The 16,351-nt window shown below is 41.8% G+C and carries 21 protein-coding genes; 4 read left to right on the top strand and 17 right to left on the bottom strand.

Features of this window, described 5'->3' with window-relative positions:
• Positions 1 to 22: 22 nt before the first annotated feature.
• The 8 genes from mraZ to QR721_RS05555 form a co-directional block, all read right to left on the bottom strand.
• Positions 23 to 454 (bottom strand): division/cell wall cluster transcriptional repressor MraZ, encoded by a 432-nt coding sequence (gene mraZ / locus QR721_RS05585; RefSeq protein ID WP_348029468.1) that lies wholly within the window; start codon positions 452 to 454, stop codon positions 23 to 25.
• A gap of 209 nt (positions 455 to 663) precedes the next feature.
• Complete coding sequence (gene cyoE, locus QR721_RS05580; protein ID WP_348029790.1) at positions 664 to 1,587, bottom strand: heme o synthase; 924 nt, start codon at positions 1,585 to 1,587, stop codon at positions 664 to 666.
• A gap of 189 nt (positions 1,588 to 1,776) precedes the next feature.
• Positions 1,777 to 3,396 (bottom strand): bacillithiol biosynthesis cysteine-adding enzyme BshC, encoded by a 1,620-nt coding sequence (gene bshC, locus QR721_RS05575; protein WP_348029467.1) that lies wholly within the window; start codon positions 3,394 to 3,396, stop codon positions 1,777 to 1,779.
• Positions 3,397 to 3,477: 81 nt separating this feature from the next.
• Entirely contained in the window at positions 3,478 to 3,852 is a 375-nt protein-coding gene (locus QR721_RS13885; RefSeq protein WP_431189517.1) for a DUF3397 family protein, read from the bottom strand.
• The gene (locus QR721_RS05570; protein ID WP_348029466.1) at positions 3,849 to 4,736 is read right to left on the bottom strand and encodes a ketopantoate reductase family protein; all 888 of its coding nucleotides are present in this window, start codon (positions 4,734 to 4,736) and stop codon (positions 3,849 to 3,851) included. Before QR721_RS05570 ends, QR721_RS13885 begins: the two co-directional genes overlap by 4 nt.
• A gap of 140 nt (positions 4,737 to 4,876) precedes the next feature.
• Positions 4,877 to 5,368, bottom strand: a complete 492-nt coding sequence (locus tag QR721_RS05565; RefSeq protein WP_348029465.1) for an RsfA family transcriptional regulator — start codon at positions 5,366 to 5,368, stop codon at positions 4,877 to 4,879.
• Between the two features lie 115 nt (positions 5,369 to 5,483).
• Positions 5,484 to 5,657 (bottom strand): 50S ribosomal protein L32, encoded by a 174-nt coding sequence (rpmF, locus tag QR721_RS05560; protein ID WP_348029464.1) that lies wholly within the window; start codon positions 5,655 to 5,657, stop codon positions 5,484 to 5,486.
• A gap of 52 nt (positions 5,658 to 5,709) precedes the next feature.
• Positions 5,710 to 6,231 (bottom strand): YceD family protein, encoded by a 522-nt coding sequence (locus tag QR721_RS05555; RefSeq protein WP_348029463.1) that lies wholly within the window; start codon positions 6,229 to 6,231, stop codon positions 5,710 to 5,712.
• Positions 6,232 to 6,415: 184 nt separating this feature from the next.
• Between QR721_RS05555 and QR721_RS05550 the strand changes: the two genes are divergently transcribed.
• Positions 6,416 to 7,630: a nucleotidyltransferase gene (locus QR721_RS05550; protein ID WP_348029462.1), complete on the top strand. Its 1,215-nt coding sequence runs from the start codon at positions 6,416 to 6,418 to the stop codon at positions 7,628 to 7,630.
• Positions 7,631 to 7,671: 41 nt separating this feature from the next.
• Here the strand turns inward: QR721_RS05550 and QR721_RS05545 are convergent, their stop codons facing one another.
• Positions 7,672 to 8,697, bottom strand: coding sequence for a SepM family pheromone-processing serine protease (locus QR721_RS05545; RefSeq protein WP_348029461.1), 1,026 nt, complete (start codon positions 8,695 to 8,697; stop codon positions 7,672 to 7,674).
• A 186-nt stretch (positions 8,698 to 8,883) separates the two neighbouring features.
• Between QR721_RS05545 and ylbJ the strand changes: the two genes are divergently transcribed.
• Positions 8,884 to 10,113 carry a sporulation integral membrane protein YlbJ gene (gene ylbJ, locus QR721_RS05540; protein WP_348029460.1) on the top strand — a complete coding sequence of 410 codons (1,230 nt, stop codon included), beginning with the start codon at positions 8,884 to 8,886 and terminating at the stop codon, positions 10,111 to 10,113.
• Positions 10,114 to 10,177: 64 nt separating this feature from the next.
• Here the strand turns inward: ylbJ and coaD are convergent, their stop codons facing one another.
• The 7 genes from coaD to QR721_RS05505 form a co-directional block, all read right to left on the bottom strand.
• Entirely contained in the window at positions 10,178 to 10,660 is a 483-nt protein-coding gene (gene coaD / locus QR721_RS05535; RefSeq protein WP_348029459.1) for a pantetheine-phosphate adenylyltransferase, read from the bottom strand.
• On the bottom strand, positions 10,660 to 11,217 hold the full coding sequence (gene rsmD, locus QR721_RS05530) for a 16S rRNA (guanine(966)-N(2))-methyltransferase RsmD (RefSeq protein WP_348029458.1): 558 nt from the start codon (positions 11,215 to 11,217) through the stop codon (positions 10,660 to 10,662). The genes coaD and rsmD overlap by 1 nt, the downstream gene beginning before the upstream one ends.
• 265 nt (positions 11,218 to 11,482) lie before the next feature.
• Positions 11,483 to 11,752 carry a YlbG family protein gene (locus QR721_RS05525; protein ID WP_348029457.1) on the bottom strand — a complete coding sequence of 90 codons (270 nt, stop codon included), beginning with the start codon at positions 11,750 to 11,752 and terminating at the stop codon, positions 11,483 to 11,485.
• Between the two features lie 38 nt (positions 11,753 to 11,790).
• Positions 11,791 to 12,222: a YlbF/YmcA family competence regulator gene (locus QR721_RS05520; protein ID WP_348029456.1), complete on the bottom strand. Its 432-nt coding sequence runs from the start codon at positions 12,220 to 12,222 to the stop codon at positions 11,791 to 11,793.
• A gap of 61 nt (positions 12,223 to 12,283) precedes the next feature.
• A complete protein-coding gene (locus tag QR721_RS05515; protein WP_348029455.1) occupies positions 12,284 to 12,517 on the bottom strand; it encodes a YlbE-like family protein in 234 nt (77 codons plus the stop codon).
• Positions 12,518 to 12,528: 11 nt separating this feature from the next.
• Positions 12,529 to 12,930 carry a spore coat protein YlbD gene (gene ylbD / locus QR721_RS05510; RefSeq protein WP_348029454.1) on the bottom strand — a complete coding sequence of 134 codons (402 nt, stop codon included), beginning with the start codon at positions 12,928 to 12,930 and terminating at the stop codon, positions 12,529 to 12,531.
• Between the two features lie 97 nt (positions 12,931 to 13,027).
• The gene (locus QR721_RS05505) at positions 13,028 to 14,083 is read right to left on the bottom strand and encodes a CAP domain-containing protein (protein ID WP_348029453.1); all 1,056 of its coding nucleotides are present in this window, start codon (positions 14,081 to 14,083) and stop codon (positions 13,028 to 13,030) included.
• 189 nt (positions 14,084 to 14,272) lie between these two features.
• Between QR721_RS05505 and QR721_RS05500 the strand changes: the two genes are divergently transcribed.
• The gene (locus QR721_RS05500) at positions 14,273 to 14,644 is read left to right on the top strand and encodes a YugN family protein (protein ID WP_348029452.1); all 372 of its coding nucleotides are present in this window, start codon (positions 14,273 to 14,275) and stop codon (positions 14,642 to 14,644) included.
• 159 nt (positions 14,645 to 14,803) lie between these two features.
• The gene (gene ytvI, locus QR721_RS05495; RefSeq protein ID WP_348029451.1) at positions 14,804 to 15,820 is read left to right on the top strand and encodes a sporulation integral membrane protein YtvI; all 1,017 of its coding nucleotides are present in this window, start codon (positions 14,804 to 14,806) and stop codon (positions 15,818 to 15,820) included.
• 61 nt (positions 15,821 to 15,881) lie between these two features.
• On the opposite strand, the gene QR721_RS05490 is transcribed toward ytvI, so the two are convergent.
• Positions 15,882 to 16,337: a DUF420 domain-containing protein gene (locus QR721_RS05490; protein WP_348029450.1), complete on the bottom strand. Its 456-nt coding sequence runs from the start codon at positions 16,335 to 16,337 to the stop codon at positions 15,882 to 15,884.
• Between the last annotated feature and the right edge of the window lie 14 nt (positions 16,338 to 16,351).

The raw sequence follows: 16,351 nt of genomic DNA, 5'->3' as shown, positions 1-16,351 counted from the left end.
ACCCGCTCCATTTACATTCATATCAAATATCAAGATCCATAAGGTTTTCCGCTATCTCAGCGAACGAATTTTCGGATTCACTGAAGTAGTCTTCCCAAATTTCTCTCGACCATAGCTCCACTCGGCTGGAAACACCGATGACAACACATTCTTTTTCAAGTCCAGCATAACTTCTTAAAGTCTGCGGAATATTGATTCTTCCCTGCTTGTCCACTTCACACTCAATGGCGCCGGAGAAGAAAAAGCGGGTAAATGCGCGAGCATCTTTTTTAGTAAGGGGAAGTTGTCTTAATTTACCTTCGACTTCTTTCCATTCATCCATAGGGTAGGCAAAGAGACATTTGTCCAAGCCTCGCGTCACAACAAACCGGCTGCCGAGCCCTTCACGGAACTTGGCAGGAACAATCATTCGGCCTTTTATATCTATGTTGTGCTGGAATTCTCCCATGAACATGCCGGCTTCCCCACTTTCATGGTTTCATGTTACCACAACCCACCACTTTACACCACCAGTAACCTTTCAAAAATAACGACAAATTACTGTCAGATTTCCGCTCCCCGCCTGCATTCGGGCGTGTAAGGCAAAATTTCTTGTCAAACACTCCAAAATACAGCAAAAAAAGATCCTGCGAGGCATAATTTGCCAGCAGGATCTTTGAAATTTTATATGGCTGCCACAACGAGCAGCGCCATAAATAGGAGCGTTAAATAAATAAGTGATGCCCGGAACATTCCATTTGCCCATTGATGGTCATTCTTTGTGACAAAACCTATACCAGATATAAAGAGGAAACCGATATTAAGAATTGTCGCCACAATAACAAAAGCCGTACCTAAAGATGTCATAAAAAACGGGAGCGGTAACAGAGCAGCGACATAGACGAACATTTGTCGCTTTGTCATGCCAAATCCATAAACAACCGGAAGCATAGGCACACCCGCTGCCTTATAGTCATCATATCTTCGCATTGCAATTGCAAAAGTATGCGGGATTTGCCAAATGAATAGAATAATGCTGATCATGACCGGGATGATATGGTATGAGGAGCTGATTGCAGCCCAGCCAATAAGTGGGGTGACAGCGCCCGACACACTACCAATTACCGTATTTAGCGTAAAGCGTCGCTTAGACCAGAATGTATACAATACAACATAGACAAACCATCCAATAAATGCGTAAAGCGCCGCTTCCATTGTCGTGAACAGCATCATGATCATTCCGAGGACAGATGCTCCGATTCCAAGCCAGAGAACCGTGTTCATTTGCAAAGTACCTGTTACAGTCGGCCTCTTTTTTGTCCGATCCATTTTTTCATCCAGATCGGCTTCATACCAATTGTTCAGGATAAGTGCACCTGCCATGACAAGCGTACTGCCTGCCATTGTCAGAATAAATAATGGGATATTTGCAGATAGAGATCCATGTGTGAAATAAAGAGCAAGTACAAAACCTACAAAAACAGGAAGCACATTCATAACAAGAACGATTCCTTTTACAAGCAACTTTATTTCAGAAAAAAGAGATATACTTTTAATCGCTGCAGCACCCTGAGTACTTGCAACTTGGACAGCTGCTGTTTTTTTCATCTTGATCAAAGCCTGTCCCTCCTGATTCTTAAACGGTGTAAAAGCCATGCAGCTGTTAAGCGCATGACTCGTTCATTTCTTCATATTATAGTATAGCACATAATACGTTTCCTAAAGACGGATTCCGCGCCTAAACAAACAATAATCACTTACTTCTTGTAACAATATGTTCATATTTATCCAAAAGGGTCAAATGTACACAAAATAATGATCCGCTTGGAACGAGAGCTCTTCTGCAGCCAACCTTTTAAAGAAATCCTTTCCGTGCAGATTCAGGAAACTGACTGGATTCCAAGCTCGCTCCTGCAGACCTCCTAAAGGATGCAGCATCAGTTCTATATCATCGAAATCTGCTAGCACAGCTGAATGTTGTTCCTCTAAAGCCAACATAATCCGTTTATACAGAAAGTCAATTTCCTTCTCTATTTTACGGATGTTCTTCTCAGCAAGCCTCCCAATATCAGGACGAATAGTTTGCGCATAGTCTTTTAAAGGTTCATGGGCGTTCGCCACTGTCTGTTTTAATTCATCTCGCATCAAGTCAACCGGTGGGGAGATTTGACTCCTTAACCAGTTCATCCGAGCCTTTCCAGTCCCCATAGTTATAATGGAATCTTTTTCAAGAGAGAGACGGTTTATTCTTTTCATTGTTGCCTTGTCTATATATGTAAATGATAAACGCGGCAATACCGGTGGCATCCTAAGATCAAGCACATGGAACGCATCTTTCAACGCAGACCAGTATGCAATTTCTCCATTCCCACCCAGAAAAGCAAGAGTCGGTATAAGCAGTTCTTGCATAATAGGTCGAGTTACTACATTATTGCTCAGCCTCTCCGGTGATGTGCGGGCAATTTCCAATAGTTCATCAGTAGATAACACTGTTTCTCTTTGCTTTCCAACCCATTTGCCAGTTTCATCAACTTGCAGCAACACACGCTCACCATCATGTTCTATAAACAGATTTCCATCTGTAAATGCTGGTTCAAGCGGTACATGATACCCTTTGCTTGCAAGTTCACTTTGAGACCTTACTACTGAAGCCGCAATATTTTGCTGTTTCTCAATCATTTTCACAAAATGTCTACTCTCCAAACGGCGAATGTCCGGATCTGCAGAATCAAGCAAAATGACGCCTTCTTCCTCAAAGATAGAGAAAATAAGACGTGCAAAAAAATCCACATATGAATCAGATTGTTCCAATATTTCCATACAGATGCGATACCATTCTTTCGTCCACTCAGTCTCTTCCAAAGTAGCAAAAACCGCATCGAGAAAATCCCTGCTCTTTTCAGCATTTATTGCCACTTTTGATACCGACTTCTTATCAGGCTTCTGCGCCAGCTTGATCTTCTCCATCTTCCCTTCCACAGGCATGAAGACATGATTAATTTCATCGAAGTCATGATCTTCACCTGCAATCCAGAAGATGGGAACAACAGGTACCCCAGTCCTAACCTCTTCAGCTTTTGCAAGCTGAATAATTGAAATCAATTTATTTATAGAATAAAGGGGCCCTGTCAGCAATCCAGCCTGTTGCCCACCAACAACAGCAACCGAATCATTGCGGCGCAGTTTTTCAATATTGGAGAAAGTCGATTCAGGGGCATTCCATTGCTTATTTGCCTTTACTAGCACATCTGCCAATTCATCACGGTCAAATGTTCTGTCTTGCAAATCTGTCAGCCGGCTATCAAATGATTCTGAGAACGGCTCGTAGTCAAAATAATTCATAATATATGTATCATGATTTTTATAATCACGGATCAATTTATTCAAGTTTGGCAAAGATGCCTTCTCGATTTGCATGACATAACTCCTTTTTTCATTCGATATCAAACGTTATTTTACCGAATGCTACCCGCAAATTCACATAATCTGTTTGGACAATCAGAAAATGTACATTAATATGGACACAATTCCAAGAATTAAATAGAGCAAGAAGAAGATTATAAACGAGCCGCGCAGAAACCTTCGTACCATTTCACCTATAATCAACTCACCTTCTTTACGAACATGAATAATTAATAAGATTGAGAAAACCGCAATCAGTACAACTAGCATCCAGGGACCCATTCCATGTCTGATGATTCCCGAAATTATAAATGTTGTCGCGATCATATAAAGAGGTGCCGTCCATTCAGCAGCAAAGTGTATGGCCCTCCTGCGGTTTCTTAACGGTCTCCGGACAATTCTAAAGAGAATATATGTACTTATAGGGGGAAAGACAATAAGTAAAGCAATAATACGAAATACAATGTTCATTCGTCTTCCCCCTGTACGTGAATAGTTTCCAAAGCTTTAATACATTTAATTAGAAAATCAATCGTCACAAGTTCCTTGTCACTCACGTCAATTATATAGCCAAGTATCGAATCAATTTCGGTACGACGGCCCGCCTCCATATCTTGTAGCATTGAAGAACGGTTCTCTGCTGTACGCCCGGCTATCAGTAAACATTGCTGCCAAGCAGCTTCCTGATCAATACCAAGAGCAAAAGACGCTTCATTACTTGTTTTTAGAGCAAGCTCCCGCAAATGTGTATTGTCGATAATTCTTCCGTTATTTACACGAAACAGGGTCGTAATAGGATTGATCACGGCATTCACAAGCAGTTTCATCTTCTGGAAATAGATGATATTATCTGAAAGTACGAAAGGATGTTCTTGTGAATCAAGTGCTTCTGATATTTTCACCAATAGATCATGGTCTCCCTGAAGCGGACCAATTATTATATTGCCACTGCCGCCATATCTGATACGATTTGGACTTACAAGTCGAACACCATGCTCGTTCACACCTATCAGTACAGGATTTGGTAAACTTGCCGCCAATCGCTCGTGACCCATTCCATTCTGCAAGAACAGAATCGGCATAGCAGGATGGTTCTTCAAATTTGCCAATAGAGGTTGTACATCCGGCTGTTTGACACAAATGATAGCCAGTTCTTCCTCTTCCAATTCGTTAATATGCTTCGCCGGAATATGAAATACCTTGCTTCCCGCTGATGTTTCCAATACAAAACCATTTTTATTTAAATCTTCCACTTGCTCCAATCTTCTGGCATATAATGTAACATTATGAACTCTGCCAAGGAAGCTGGCCATGAGCAAGCCTGTCGCTCCACAGCCGATAATTCCCACCTTCATCTTACCCCGTCCTTTTCAATCCAATAAGTCTATTATAATTCGAGCTAGGTTGTATTGGAAAGAGTCTTTCAAAAAAACAAAAAACCAGCAATTGCTAAAGGATAAAATTCATCCTTTCGCTAGGCCGGTTTTTTATAGTTCTAATATCCTTTATCTCTTTCGAATGGCAGAACTTCTCTGCCCGCTTTCTGAGCTTGATGTAGAAGCTGCAGCATTTGTTTTAAAATGTCTTCATATTGCCCGATCAGCTGCTCAAGTTGTATATTCTCCTCTTTCAGCTTCACAAACAACATTTTATAGTCCTCTTCTTCATTCTCTTTTCCATCATTTCTCAAATTCTCAAGCAGCATAATCGCATGATCAAGCGCATCTTTGCTCGGCAGCACTTCTTCTTCCACTTTCTGTAAAAGACCTTTTCTTAGTCTTTTAGCTTCTGCAATCTGCTTCTCATGAGCTTTGCGAATATTAGCATTCCAGCGAAAGCCGCAAGCTGCAGGCGTCCTCTTTAATTTTTCCCCTACTTCTTTGAAAGCATCAAGCTGAGTGCCGCCTTCTCTTATATAGCGGAGTACAGTATCCGCAAGAATCCTATCTTCACTAGTTGTCCAGGCGTCTTGCCGTGAACCGTTCATCCAATCAACTCCCTTAAGTCTTAATGCAATATATGCTATAAGGCAAATTGATAGAATCACGAATTAACGCAAAAAGAGGCGGGCAGTCTCTAAGACTGCCCGCCTCTTAATCAAATTAGTTGCTTACTACTTCCTTGCCATCATAGTGACCGCAAGACGCACAAACGTGGTGTGGCTTAGTGTACTCGCCACAGTTAGAGCACTCAACCATGCCTGGTACGTGAAGTTTCTTGTGAGTACGGCGCTGGTTCTTAACTTTCTTGGACGTTCTTTGTTTAGGTACTGCCATGTCTTACACCCCCTTCAAATTGGATAAGCTTGAGATTCTTGCATGCAGGATATTATTCCTCATTCTTTCTATCTTTCAACAAAGACTGCAGTTTCTGCAAGCGGGGATCAATTTTCGGTTCAGTGTTTCCCTCCGTTACCAATTCCCAGCCATTCCCGCTCTTGGGAGCGGCGGCTTCTGCTTCTGCATCTTCGGAAAAAACTCGAAAAGGGATCTCCAATAAAATATTTTCCTTGATGATGGGCATTAAGTCAAGAACTTCTCCATCAATCGGATGAATTTCATCATGTTCACTGCCCATGTCAGATGAGGCAAAAATTTCACGTGTGCTAATGCTGAATGGATAAGGCACTTCAACAAGTGTACGTGCACAAGGTAAAATCATTTCCCCTTCAATCACAAGATCAAATATATATTGACCATGCCGGAAATCGCACTGCCCCTTCACATGAACTGGATCAATGCGGATCAAGTCATTGTTCAGGGTAGCGAGCTCTGAAACATCAACCATTTCATCGAACTTGAACGGCTCGTTGAAAGCTTGTTTTTTTATCTGGCTTACTGCCCATTTCATAAGATCACCTCATGACAACAAGAGTAATTTTAAAAGTAAACAGGGTGTTTGTCAATGTTTTTTTCTTTACATCTATTCTATCCGAATAGATGCGTGTTTACAACTTATCTGCAAATGAAAAAGACGGACAACCCTTCTTCTGTTAAAATGTTTGTTATGAATTGAATTAGAAGGAGTGAACATAATGGATGCTTGCGGCCTTGTTGTCGAATATAACCCTTTTCATAACGGCCATCTGCATCATGTCCAGGAAGCTAGAAAAGTATCCGGTACAGAAATTATTATCTGTGTAATGAGCGGTAATTTCCTGCAGCGCGGTGAGCCTGCAATAATTGATAAATTCCACCGGACTCGGGCGGCACTGGCATCAGGGGCGGATCTTGTTCTGGAGCTCCCTTTTACATATGCTGTGGAAAGCAGCGAGTGGTTTGCAAGAGGTTCTGTTGCAACCCTGGCAGCTGCTGGAGTCTCTTCCATCTGCTTTGGCAGTGAATCCGGTGAAGCTGATTCTTTCAAAAAGTCATACGACTTGCGCAAAGAGAGGGAAACAGAATATCAGGAAATGTTCCGAAGCAAAATGGATCAGGGACTCTCTTTCCCGGAGGCAAACAAGGCAGCCTATACAGCAATTGGACTTGATCGTGATGCATTAGACTTAACTCAGCCAAATAACATTCTCGGTTTCAGCTATGTTAGAGAGATTATTGAGAGACATCCAAATATTAAACCTCTAACAATCAAGAGAACACAAAGTGGCTATCACGACCCAGAAGTTACTGGGAGAATCGCAAGCGCAACGAGCATTCGAAAGCAGCTGCTTGCAGATGGGAAACTTACAGAGAAGACAAAAAAGGCGATTACAGAACAGTCTGCCACACAACTTATACTCTATAAGGAAGCTGCCGGCTTTTGGCACAGCTGGGAGAACTATTTTCCGCTTCTCCATTACAAAGTTTCTGTTTCCTCGGCAGAAGAACTCTCGCTTTATCATGGCGTGGAAGAAGGTTTGGAAAACCGGATTAAAAAAACAGCAGCAACAGCACGAAATATGAATGAATGGATTGCTGCTATTAAGACGAAACGCTATACGTGGACTCGTCTCCAGCGTGCCTTCGTCCACATTTTAGCGAATGTGACTAAAGAGGAAATACTTATTTCCCATTCTCGGCTCGCCACACCATACCTCCGAATCCTCGGCATGAATAGTAACGGACGTCTCTACTTAAACAGAATCAAGAAATCACTGGACAGACCCCTGATTACGCGTGTTCACGAGAGACCTATTTTGGAACTTGAAATTGAAGAGCGTGCAGCACAAGCCTATTACAGTATTCTTAGCCCTGAACAAAGAACCAGTCTGTACAGGCAAGAAATGCTAGGACCTGTTATTGCAGATTAAAAAAGAAAAACCAGCCCCACTATTTTTCCGGGGCTGGTCCTTTATTTTTTCGGAGGAAGTTTCTCTAGATAATTCAATGCTTCTTTAAATGTATCAACAGGAACAATTTTCATTTTTGTTCCGATCTCATCTGCTGTGGCCTTAGCAACTTTATAATTGGAATTTTCCTTGCCGTGCTCATTTGGCGCAAAGAATATTTCAATGCCTTGCTGATCGGCTGCAATCACTTTCTTATCGATTCCCCCTATGGGCTCGATATCTCCTTCATAGCTGATTTCTCCTGTACCAGCAATTTCGTGCCCTCCGGTAAGGTCTTTCTTTGTCAATTGGTCATAGATTTCAAGCGAAAACATAAGCCCAGCACTAGGTCCTCCCACATCGCCACTCGAAAAATGTATCTTAGGATCGACATCAAGTTCTCTGTCTGTCACAAGCTGTATGCCGAGACCAGCTTTTTCGGAACCTTTATTAAACATTTTCAATTGAATCTCAGCTTGCTGTTTTTTCTTACCCCTCTTATAGTCAACTTGCACTTTGTCTCCCGCTTGCTTATCTTGCAAGATTCGCATCAGATCTTCAGCACTTTTCACTTCTGTACCATCAATTGATGTAATAAGATCGCCTTTTTTAAGTTTGCCATATGCCGGCATTCCTTTAATTGCTGAGACGACATAGACACCCTTATACTTAATCTCGATATCAGCCCCTGCAGCTTTATACCCAACAATGGTCGCTTTCTCTTGTGAGCCCTCCATCATCTCAATTTGAGCATGTCTGTATTGGTCATTCGTAATGCCCTTAGGACGCACTTCGTCAATCGGTAATATTTCATTATGAGGCGTCATTTTTGCAAGCATGAGTCCTAGCAATGTCGCCTGTCCACCACTCACCGTCACCATATGCATGCTGCCTTTACTCTTGTATCCATCATCGACTTTCACAATTGGCTCTAAAACATCGGCACTGCCTGGTCTGTATATGTAATATGGCAGCCTAAAACCGACAAGCAAGTAAACGACGATCAGCATGATCATTGTCGTTATAAGATATTTGCGTAAATTCTTCATAAGTTCCTCCTGTCGCTCTTCATCCAATAATCCTTGATACGGCTGCCGGTGTTTATATTATTATGGCATATTGCTCTGCTGTATGTGCGTATATTGTTAGAGACTCGCATAGCAAATTCTTCATTTATTCTACTATGCCCTAAAAAGGTTGTAAAAGCCCGAGCTCTTTTTCAGGAGGACTGATTCATGAAACAGATTTTACATACATTGCTATTCGCCGGGGCAACGTCATTCATTGCCCTTGGCCTGATCACATTTCCCGATCAGGCTGTGGGAGCGAGCATACACGGGCTTAACATGTGGTGGGAAATCGTATTCCCATCATTACTGCCTTTTTTCATAACGGCAGAATTACTAATATCCTTCGGGGTTGTCAGGTTCCTTGGTGTTTTATTTGAACCAGTCATGAGGCCGCTCTTCCGTGTACCAGGTGCTGGAAGCTTCGGCTGGATCATGGGTATGGCAAGCGGATATCCGACAGGAGCTAAGATAGCTGTCCGTCTCCGTGAAGAAAAACAGCTTACAAGGATTGAAGCAGAACGGCTCGTCTGTTTTACTAATGCATCGAGCCCGCTGTTTATCTTCGGTGCTGTTTCAATCGGTTTTTTCCATGATTCCAAACTAGGGATCCTCCTTGCAATCAGTCACTATGCAGGCAACGCCATAGTTGGAATATGCATGCGCTTTTATGGACATAAAGAGGAGAGAAATACAACTAGCAAGCAAACTAAAAAAAGCGGTATGCCACTTCTGAGAGCATTGAGAGAGATGCATCGAACCCGTCTTAGAGAAAAACGCCCCCTCGGTGAAATCGCTAGCACAGCCGTTATTAATTCCATTAAAACACTCGTAATGGTCGGCGGTTTCATTATTTTGTTCTCTGTATTGACTAAATTACTCTACCTTACCGGCATCACCCCGGTTATCGCATCTATACTTACAATCATACTAGAAATGCTGTCATTGCCGGGTGAACTCGGCTTGCCAATCATGTCAGGAATGTTTGAAATTACACTTGGCTCGCAAATGATTTCTCAGCTCGCTCTTGATGATATGTTTGGAATGGCCATAGCTGTCAGCTTTATTCTCGGTTTTAATGGGTTTTCCATACAATCACAAGTAGCAAGTATACTGGCAAAGTCAGATATCCGGTTCAAGCCATATTTCTTCGCTCGTATCCTGCACGGGATTATCGCAGCATCTTTGACCTTCCTATTGTACAAGCCGCTATATTTGAACAGGCAAGTATTTGATTATCAGCACTTCCCTGTAACTGAAACTGTGTTTTCTGAACAGGTTAACGATCTTATCGAAGTTACTGCGATAGCTGGCCCCATACTCACAATCGGTTGCCTTGCACTCGCAGCTTATCTAATGTTAGTGCAGATTTTAAAGACAAAAAAGAACTCCGCATAAGCAATTAATTGTAAAGCAAAGCCCCCTGACTCGAGTCAGGGGGCTTTAGTTTTTATTTTTATTTTTATTTACAAAATTTTTTCTTGAGTGCTTTGGCTACAACTTCGGGCACGAGATCTGCGACATCAGCATGGAATTTAGCAGCTTCTTTTACAACACTCGAACTTAGGAAGGAATATTGGTTGTTCGTCATCATAAAAAATGTTTCAATTGACGGATTCAACTTGCGGTTCATAGACGTAATTTGCATTTCATATTCAAAATCGCTAACCGCTCTAAGTCCCCTTAAAATTGCCTGTGCATGATGGGCCTGTGCATAATCCATCAGCAACCCTTTCGATGCATCTACTTTCACATTTGGCAAATCAGCTGTAGCCTCTTCCAATAAGGCAACACGCTCATCAACTGTAAATAATGGACGCTTTGTTTCATTGTTGAAAACGACAACTATCACTTCATCGAACACCTTAGCACCGCGGCTGATAATATCAAGATGCCCATTCGTTACGGGGTCAAAACTCCCTGGACATATCGCTCTTCCACCCATTAGGCTTCCACCTCATTCTCTCTAATATTTTTTTCATATATTGTGATACCTATCGAACGGCTGTAATCGGTCTGCTTTGTAATATGCAAAGTAGATGTCGATTCCGGAACTTTTTCTCCAGGTTCATGTTCCGCGTAAATAATACCGCCGTCATCAAGCAAACTTGAGGCTTCAATCACTTCAATAAGCTTGCAATAGTCCACTTTTCCATATGGAGGGTCTAGAAGGATGAGCTTGAACTTCAGCCCTCTTTTGGCAATAGCTTGCAAGGCACGAAAAGCATCAGCCCGGAATACCTCTGCATGTTCTTCAATCTTTAATGTTTGGAGATTCTGTTTGATCACCTGTACAGCTTTCGGATTCTTATCTACAAAAATCGCCTCGTCCATCCCTCGACTTAGCGCTTCGATACCAAGCGATCCGCTCCCAGCGAATAAATCCAGACAAATGCCACCGTCAAAGTACGGGCCCATGATTTGAAAAATCGATTCTTTAATTTTATCTGTTGTAGGCCTTGTTGCTGAGCCAGGAACCGCATCCAGTCTTCGCCCTTTCATTTCTCCTGCTATAACACGCATCATCATCACCCATTTCTTTTATAAAGTCTCTGTTCGTTATTATATACGAAAAAATTTTATCAATAAATATGTATATATCTTCCGTAACTGTCCATAATAACTAGTGAACAGCGCGCGAATGCCAGGCTGTTCAAGGAAGAGAGTTTATCTTTCCCCGTAAATTCTCTTTCAGTTTCTCCTCTCCCTTTGCCTTTTGTTCCCAGGAACAAAAGAACCTGCAGAACATGTGTCTGCAGGTTCTTTTTTAGAATTTATAATCATACTGCTTTGCCTTGTCGGGAAGCGCATTCTCGAAAGTTGTATTGACAAACGGCTTTTCAGACCGCTCTGTCCGCGAGACGAAGCTGAGTTTCTGCAATCGTACTTCCACATCGCCGATCTCATCCTGGTTTACATAGAGAACAGCATAACGCATCTTTTTTGATGCATATACGAGATGCCCATGTCTTTTGATTTGACGTAGATTTTTCATATGCTGGAACCAGACAATCAGTCCCTGACGTGATACATCCATCGTTTACCTACCTTTCCGAGGGCGAGGCGGAGCATCGCTTATCCGACTTTACAACCACAACCGCCACCGCTTCCGCAACCACAGCCGCCACCGGAAGTTCCTCGCGGGGCAATGACCTGCTCACTGACACTATCGGCAATGATTATGCTAACTTCATCGAGCAATTGCTGCAGCTTTCTCTCTTCTATTTTAAACGCAGCGACTAACGAGTTCATATCCATCTCCCGTTTTGTCTTACGAACATCCCGCATAATTTCATTGTAATCCGGATGATACCGGCCAAATCGCTGAACGTCCTCATACTGCATTTTTATATGATTAAATGCTTTAATTAGCATTTGGGCTTCTTGATCTTCTTCCATTGCACGGCGGGCTTCGATGTAAGCACTTGCCTGCTCAGAACGTAAAATCATCTGGCCTAAAGCCTCGGACTCGTCAAGGATCCGGGCATATTCGAGCGTTGCAATCATGTTATCTCCCCCGGTCTTATATTAACACGAAAATGCGACCGTGGGAAATACTGTATCGACTTCATTCATCCAGCGATTTTGCCATACCCGCAAGAAGTCGAAGCATCTGCAGCTGATTTCCGATTCTTTCAACTCGTTGGGGAAACGTCTTTCCATAGAATACTTTAGCTTCCTTTTCAAGTTTCGAAAAACTTTCCGGATCACGCGACAGCTGCCGGTACCAGTCAGGGTGCATTCTCACATAACGAATGAGCTCCGGCTGTTCCCGCAGCCTGATTCTCGTATCTGAATCCATAATCCTTCCTCCTAGTCACGGAATACATGAAACAATTCACTATTCCCAGATTGATTCTTCACCGTATTTTTTTCGTTTTTCTGAAATAGTGCTACCATTTCTTGAAGAGAGCGGATCGTCTCACCAAAAGACTCAGCATGTTTGCGGATTTCAGCAGGGTCCGTTTTTTTTGCTAAATTCATAACTGTATCAAGAAAAGGCAAAGATTTTTCCGCTTTCTTTTCGGTATCTTTGGTTTCTTCTCCCTCTTCGAATTTCTTCCAATAAGGATCATTCTCTCCAAGTAATACCCAATTCTCGAAAAACTCCTGATATCCCCTTCCACTTTCCCTCGCAGCCCGGACCAAACCAGGACGTCTTTGAAGGAACTCCCTGAACTGCACGACCTGCGGATGTAGTTCTTGATCTGCCACGCACTCACCTCCGGACTATTTTTCTACCATTTATATGCAAAGCGATAACAAAAGATGAATATACAAAGAGGCTGTCACGGCGGACAGCCTCTTATCATTAAGGTTTCTGCAAAAAGTTCTGTGTATAGTAATACTTATAAACACCTGCTCCAAGATGTGTATAGCCATTATGCAGTAATGCTTCACGATGGCCTTTGGAATTAAGCCATCCTTCCATAGCCGCCGCAGCATCTGGATATTGAGCCGCGATATTTTCCCCGGCAGAAATATAGGTAAGGTGTTTTTCGGCAAGTCTTTCTTTAAGTCCAGTTCCATCCAGACCATAATGTGAGAAATAATTGTTGTCGGACATGTCCTTACTGTGCAAATAGGCAACTTCAGCTGTTTTTGTATCTGGTTTCAATACTCGCTTGCCATGTGACTGACGCATCACATTGGTAATATCCAGAATTTGCTTTTCCATTCCAGACTCTGCTTTCTCCCAATCGACCTCCGTCAGTTCTGGACGTTCCGGCAAATTACCACGATATTCAACTTCATAAGGACGCTGCTTTAACAGCACATTTGCATTCATAACTCTTACAGCTGACAACTGATCTGTGAATGTATCAAAATAATATTGAGCGAAAAGGGAATCGTTGATTTTCATCAGCGGCCACATCTTCATATCCTTATCTTTCAATCTGAACGTATAGGAGGACATCCCTTTCTCATACGTAACCCGTTTCTTGAAATGCAATTTGGAATTAGCTTCTGAATAAGAATCTCCGTATTTAACAGGATCCATTCCTATTCCTTTTCCAATAGCGTAAAGAGTCTGAACGACTCCATTTTCAACACCAAATTGAATATAGCTGTTGTTTTTATTTTTATACACCCACCACTTATAACCATAAGCGCTTAAGTCCTTTCGCAGTGGCTTACCATAAGCCTTCAATAGGTCTGAATCCTTCTTGCCTATCCATTTATAAAGATCACCCTTTAACGGGATTGTTCCTGCACCTGTTTGAAGGTTCTTCTCAGAATTTGTATTCGTTATTATTTTTTCAGCTCTGTTCATTGTTTCTTTTTTCTCTGCATTATTGCTCGTTAAGATGGAATAAGCTGCAAAAATAACTAAAAATATTAAAAGCAGATTGCGTATCTTTCGCATATCGCATTCCTTTCTGCCAAGGCACCGCCTTATTTTCTTTTAGAACATTATAACCGTTATTGAGGAAAATAGAACAGAAATATGAGTCTTTTAAGCTGGTAAGAAGGTGTTATTCTGAAATCATTGCAACTTCTGTCAATTCATACTATTATATGGAGTGAGAGGCTAATTTTGCGAGGTGTATAATTAATGAAGATTGAGAATTCCGTGGTAGATGGTGCAATTGTAGAACTGCGTCCGCTTGACCACCTGATGGGCAAACATGGTTTCATCCGTGCAGGCCAATGGGATTATGAACGCGTTACATATGATTTCAAAATCGGCTCCAATGAAAAGAACATTACATACTACATCCGCATCCAGGGCCGCGCAATTGAAGGCGATGTCGATCGCCGTGATGCAATCATTAAACTTATGACACCATTGCTAGGCAAACATTATTATCCCCATGGTATTGAATATGGACCAGACGAAGAGTTTCCTCAATCTCTTGTAGAACGGGCCCAGGGGCTTGTGGACAAAATACAAGAAGAAATAGAAGCATATAAAGCCCATGTCTAATGGAACAGACCAGCTGAAGTAAGCTGGTCTGTTTACTTTTACAAGCTGTTAAAAAGTGTCAGTTCATGCTATATTCTTTAAGAAAAACCGTTAACTGAAGGGAGCCAGCCGATCGTCTTGTTACGTAAAATATCCAAACGCCAATGGACGCTCATATTCATGTTCGCCATTGCAATTATTGCGCTTTATTTCATACTCCCTGTATCCATTCCACTAATTGCTGGTCTTATAACAGCACTTGCTCTTAACCCGCTCGTAAAGTTGCTGCAACGCCGGGCGAGATTAAGCAGACAGCATGCCGTTTTGATTGTTTTCCTTCTATTTCTCTTCCTTGTAGGAACAGCTGGTACATATATAATCATTACGACTCTAACACAAATTGTTCATTTGATTGATGATATGCCAAAATACATCAACGACTTAAATGTCATTTACGGCAAGCTTGAAGAAGAACTGCAGCAATACGCCCAAAATTTGCCTCCAGAATTTGTTCGGCAAGTGACAAGCGGTCTGCAAGATAATCTTACAACAATCGGAAATGCAGCTAAGGATAAACTAACGCTTGATAATATTGCTCAACTTTTTGTTAAAGTTCCTCAATATTTGATCAGTATTCTTGTTTATTTGATTGCCTTGTTCTTATTTATGCTGGAACTTCCTATAATTAAGGCTCGCATTTATGCAATGCTGACAGAAGAAACTGCGGCTAAAGTGACATTCATGAACAAACGACTCGGAAGTGTTGTTCTTGGCTTTATCAAGGCACAAGTACTTGTAAGTTTCTTCATTTTGGGCGCCTCGCTGATCGGATTATTTCTGATTGTTCCAGAAGTTGCATTCATCATGTCGCTCATTATATGGATTATCGATATCATTCCGATAATCGGTTCCATTATCATACTTGGACCGTGGTTTATTTTCACCTTCCTTTCAGGCGATACAGTCCTCGGCACCAAACTTGCAATATTGGCGGTAATCCTGCTTGCTATTAGACGTATTCTTGAACCTAAGTTCATGGGACAACATATAGGACTCTCTCCACTTGCAACTCTAGTCTCAATGTTCATCGGTCTGAAGCTTCTTGGCATATTTGGATTTATATTAGGACCTTTACTCGTCATCGCATTCAAATCAGCTAAAGAAGCCGGAATTATTAAATGGAATGTAAAAGTTTAACTAGCGGTTGCGGTAAATATGCATATAAACCAAAAAAGCAGGAGCGGTTGCTCCTGCTTTTTCATGTTCCAAGAATTGCTTTTATAAGACTTGTTGTTTCGCCGCCTTTATAAAATACATAAAGAAGCAAATAAACAGCGACACCTGTAATCGCAGTAAAAAACCAGACAATACTTGTTATCGGCCCCATTTTTCGATGTCGGTCAATTCTTCGTTTGAACGCAAGAACGAGCGTTACGACACCAAGAATAGCCCCTCCTGTTGCCAATGTGATATGAAAAATCAGAAAAATTGTATAGTATGTCTTGATATTGTCAGGTCCCCCGAAGCTTGTGTTCCCAACGAAGATAGTTCTCGAAAGATAAATGATAAAGAATAACAAAGCACTGATCGAAGCAGCGATCATTGTATTCTTATGTGCTTTGTACTTTCCCTTCGCAATCTGAATCCAACCAATCGCAACAAGGATCCCGCTCAAAACAATAAATGATGTACTAAGAGTTGGCAGAATAGGCATATGTCAGTTTCCTT

It is taken from the genome of Aciduricibacillus chroicocephali (assembly GCF_030762805.1).
GTDB classification, from domain to species: Bacteria; Bacillota; Bacilli; order Bacillales; family Amphibacillaceae; genus Aciduricibacillus; species Aciduricibacillus chroicocephali.
The sequence above is the reverse complement of the archived record's forward strand: the minus strand, read 5'-3'. Positions and strand labels throughout refer to the sequence as shown.

Bases quoted from the DNA above. Each gene is read 5' to 3' on its own strand.
- bshC (WP_348029467.1), bottom strand. From the start codon at position 3,396: ATGCAAATCGAGAAGGCATCTTTGCCAAACTTGAATAAATTGATCCGT.
- QR721_RS05545 (WP_348029461.1), bottom strand. From the start codon at position 8,697: ATGAAGAATTTACGCAAATATCTTATAACGACAATGATCATGCTGATC.
- QR721_RS05550 (WP_348029462.1), top strand. From the start codon at position 6,416: ATGGATGCTTGCGGCCTTGTTGTCGAATATAACCCTTTTCATAACGGC.
- QR721_RS05555 (WP_348029463.1), bottom strand. From the start codon at position 6,231: ATGAAATGGGCAGTAAGCCAGATAAAAAAACAAGCTTTCAACGAGCCG.
- QR721_RS05570 (WP_348029466.1), bottom strand. From the start codon at position 4,736: ATGAAGGTGGGAATTATCGGCTGTGGAGCGACAGGCTTGCTCATGGCC.
- cyoE (WP_348029790.1), bottom strand. From the start codon at position 1,587: ATGAAAAAAACAGCAGCTGTCCAAGTTGCAAGTACTCAGGGTGCTGCA.
- coaD (WP_348029459.1), bottom strand. From the start codon at position 10,660: ATGGGTGGAAGAGCGATATGTCCAGGGAGTTTTGACCCCGTAACGAAT.
- QR721_RS05515 (WP_348029455.1), bottom strand. From the start codon at position 12,517: ATGGATTCAGATACGAGAATCAGGCTGCGGGAACAGCCGGAGCTCATT.
- ytvI (WP_348029451.1), top strand. From the start codon at position 14,804: ATGTTCGCCATTGCAATTATTGCGCTTTATTTCATACTCCCTGTATCC.
- QR721_RS05520 (WP_348029456.1), bottom strand. From the start codon at position 12,222: ATGATTGCAACGCTCGAATATGCCCGGATCCTTGACGAGTCCGAGGCT.
- QR721_RS05500 (WP_348029452.1), top strand. From the start codon at position 14,273: ATGAAGATTGAGAATTCCGTGGTAGATGGTGCAATTGTAGAACTGCGT.
- QR721_RS13885 (WP_431189517.1), bottom strand. From the start codon at position 3,852: ATGAACATTGTATTTCGTATTATTGCTTTACTTATTGTCTTTCCCCCT.
- QR721_RS05505 (WP_348029453.1), bottom strand. From the start codon at position 14,083: ATGCGAAAGATACGCAATCTGCTTTTAATATTTTTAGTTATTTTTGCA.
- rpmF (WP_348029464.1), bottom strand. From the start codon at position 5,657: ATGGCAGTACCTAAACAAAGAACGTCCAAGAAAGTTAAGAACCAGCGC.
- QR721_RS05525 (WP_348029457.1), bottom strand. From the start codon at position 11,752: ATGGATGTATCACGTCAGGGACTGATTGTCTGGTTCCAGCATATGAAA.
- QR721_RS05565 (WP_348029465.1), bottom strand. From the start codon at position 5,368: ATGAACGGTTCACGGCAAGACGCCTGGACAACTAGTGAAGATAGGATT.
- mraZ (WP_348029468.1), bottom strand. From the start codon at position 454: ATGTTCATGGGAGAATTCCAGCACAACATAGATATAAAAGGCCGAATG.
- ylbJ (WP_348029460.1), top strand. From the start codon at position 8,884: ATGAAACAGATTTTACATACATTGCTATTCGCCGGGGCAACGTCATTC.
- rsmD (WP_348029458.1), bottom strand. From the start codon at position 11,217: ATGAAAGGGCGAAGACTGGATGCGGTTCCTGGCTCAGCAACAAGGCCT.
- QR721_RS05490 (WP_348029450.1), bottom strand. From the start codon at position 16,337: ATGCCTATTCTGCCAACTCTTAGTACATCATTTATTGTTTTGAGCGGG.